Source organism: Pedobacter sp. 01T416_2, from assembly GCF_056398925.1.
The window spans coordinates 1-2,958 of the sequence record NZ_JBFTQI010000724.1; the positions used below are offsets into that span (position 1 = coordinate 1).

A 2,958-nucleotide genomic window follows, 5' to 3' on the forward strand; every position below is an offset into this window, starting at 1 on the left:
GGATATATTTCCGACCAAACCAAAACCTAGGATTAAACCAGATGAAAACCTAGAGGAAAAAGAAAAAGGTCTAAGGGTTGCAAAGAACCAGCTAGTCATGTATAATAAGATTGATGCATGGATGGATGAGATTATCCAAGCGGCCTCTACCGAAGAGGTTTTGTTTTCATCCTATTTTTCAAAATCTTAGAAATAGAATCAGGGGCACTTGAACTGGCTATAAACGTAGCCTACACCCTGATCAGGCGTGCAGAACGTGATCTTAAGCTAGTATTAAACATATCGACTACAAAAATAAAACATCCACAACACCAGAGCACACTATGGGAAATGAAGATCAATTATCAGCAATAGGCCCCTTAACATTTTACCAGGATCCTGATGTAGAGGATATTTTTGGTAAACTGGATCTGCAATTAAAAGACGGCATGCATTTCCAGGAAAGGGAACACCAATACCAGCAATTTTATTTCATTAAAAAGAATTTCGCCAGTTTAGAGAAATACTACTTAAAATTCAACAAAGTGGTCCTTAGTTTTGGTGGGGAGGGTTCAGAGCGATATTATTTCCTAGATTTCAATGGCTCCGATAGGGGGACTATTGACGGCGATCACCGCTATTTTCTCCGCCCCGAATATGTCATTGTTGGCTTTATGCTCTATAAAATTATTTTCATTGACAGGAACTTCGACTTAACCTCAGTTCAACAGCTACAGCGGATGATCTTAACAGAGTATGAAGAACTAATGGAAGATATTTATAGGCTACTTGCAAAACTAAGAAGGAGCAATGCCACTACCATGGGCAATGATAAAGTAAAAGAGATCATTATTGATGCCTTAAAAGAATTCAAAAAGATGGGCTGGGTGGTGATGGAGGAAGATTTTTTCGATGTTATGCCGGCTTTCGCCCGCTTGAACAAAGTCTATGGCGATTACATCAACAATTTAGAGGATCTTCTTAAAAATTAATAAATGAAAAAATACCCTAGATTATACAGTCTCTCTACACTCGGCATCCGCCAGCACCAAGAATTCGACTACCAGTTCCACGGGTTCAGAACAGATTTTGTGGGTGACAGCGGCTGCGGAAAAAGCATGATTGCAGATTTACTTCAAATGGTGTTTGTCGGGTCTGAAGCCTTTGCTTCGGGTACAGATTCCACCGAGAACCGCGAGGTTGATGGCATGGTGCTCAGGACTGCCGGCGGTCGCGGTACCGATATCGCCTATGTACTGGTAAATATAGAACTTAGCCTAAACCAGTATGTGGTTTTAGGGGCCTATCTGGAATCGTCCTCCAGACAAAGCCGTTCTTTTAYCGTCCAAAGTGATTGGGATGAATCTGCCATAGGTACAATTAATCGCCCATTAAGCGTATCCGATATTTACGTTAACGACCAGATCCCAACCTTGGAATGGTTCAAAGCGTCACTAGAGGAAAAAGGTTTGGTTTACCATGGCTACGCGCAACGCCGGAAATTTCATGCCTACTTATACAAACATCAAATCCTCTCCCTCGATTTGAGCCAAAGCAACCAGATATTAAGAGATTACGCGATGATTATCCAATCCTTTTCCCGTGGCAAAGGGCTCGACATCGGTGACAGCTCAAGCTTAAAACGCTTTCTTTTCGGTAATGAAAAAGCGAAAGAAATCACAGATAAATACAAAAAAGCAGTAGAAGAACTTCAACTTACCCTAAAGGAACATGCTCAAAACCGTGATGAAATAGAAAAGGCAACGCTGAAATACCAGGCAATTAAATCCCTTAAAGAACTTAAAGACCGCTTTGATACCGATCAATATGAATACCTTATAAAAAAATGTGCTTTTACCAGACAAATGCAGAAGGAGGGCTTGGATAGCTTTAAAGAAAGTAGCAAAGACTTTGTAGAGGCAGGCGAGAACTTGCAGGCCATACAAGAAATCCTCAGACTAGAATTACTAAGTGTAGGGGCAAATACCGAAAAATTCAACCGGGAAGAAATCACTGCGAAAGAAACCTACCTTAAAACTGCTGGTTCCCATGCCGCACTGTTGCCCTTTACAAAACTACTTGAAGACTATGATTGCCAGGCTGACCAGCTGCTTGAAATTTACAACCGTTATCAAGAGGACAAATATAATTATACTTTAATTTCGTCAGTTCAGCAAGGCCTGGAAAAAAACAAACTTAGCAGTCTGCTTGAAACTTATATCCATTTAGAAGAACTAAGCTCGATACTTGACGCGATTGCTGTCGATACGGGCGGTAAAGAGAGCCAATATCAACAAAAGCAACAACTTCTGGATTTTTCGGAGCTCAATAATGAAGGTTCTGTAGGTTATTGGGCCATTCAAAATTACCAGGCCCATTCATTAGAAGTAGAGAGCCTTTTGATGTTTTTTAAAGAACTGCCAATAGTCCACGCCCAGAAAGCCTTTGATCAATATATTCCAGACCCCACTTCGCTATTAAAGGTCAATCCCCAGCTACAAAAAACCGACGGCGGTTTCTGGATAGCCCTAGGTGAGGTCAATCAGTTCATACCTATGTTAAAAAACAGCTGTTTGCTGCTCAGGATATCTCCGCATTGAAACTGCTCTTGGAGGGCATGAGCAAAGACCTCCAGGGTGAAATGAAAATCCTGGATAGCGAAACCGCCGCCCTTAAATCTTTGCGGCGGTTCATTATCAGCACCAGTAGCTTTAAAGACTACCTAAGCGTCCATGCACTGTGGTCTACACTAAGTGATTTCGATCTGACTCCGGCGCTGGATATTGCCCGACCAGCCTTTGAATCGGGTATGCTCATGTTAGAGGATGCTGAAGAAATCCAGGACGCATTCCAAACCGCAGAAACAGACTGGAAAGAAAAGCAGGCTACGCTTCAGGATTACGACCGTTTAGTAAAAAACCTAAAAAGAAATCAAAGCCAGCTGGATAATCTATTACAGGGAAGCATCCGGCAAAATAT

4 protein-coding genes are annotated in these 2,958 nt (G+C 41.7%); all 4 read left to right on the forward strand.

The features are described 5' to 3' along the window. On the forward strand, nucleotides 1-190 hold a 190-nt coding region (locus AC1DPQ_RS23085), incomplete at its 5' end, for a hypothetical protein (RefSeq protein ID WP_477611001.1). Between the two features lie 133 nt (nucleotides 191-323). Then, nucleotides 324-971: a condensin complex protein MksE gene (locus AC1DPQ_RS23090; protein WP_477611002.1), complete on the forward strand. Its 648-nt coding sequence runs from the start codon at nucleotides 324-326 to the stop codon at nucleotides 969-971. 3 nt (nucleotides 972-974) lie between these two features. After that, nucleotides 975-2,579, forward strand: a complete 1,605-nt coding sequence (locus AC1DPQ_RS23095) for a hypothetical protein (protein ID WP_477611003.1) — start codon at nucleotides 975-977, stop codon at nucleotides 2,577-2,579. A 17-nt stretch (nucleotides 2,580-2,596) separates the two neighbouring features. Next, the coding region (locus AC1DPQ_RS23100) for a hypothetical protein (protein ID WP_477611004.1) at nucleotides 2,597-2,958 on the forward strand (362 nt) is incomplete at its 3' end.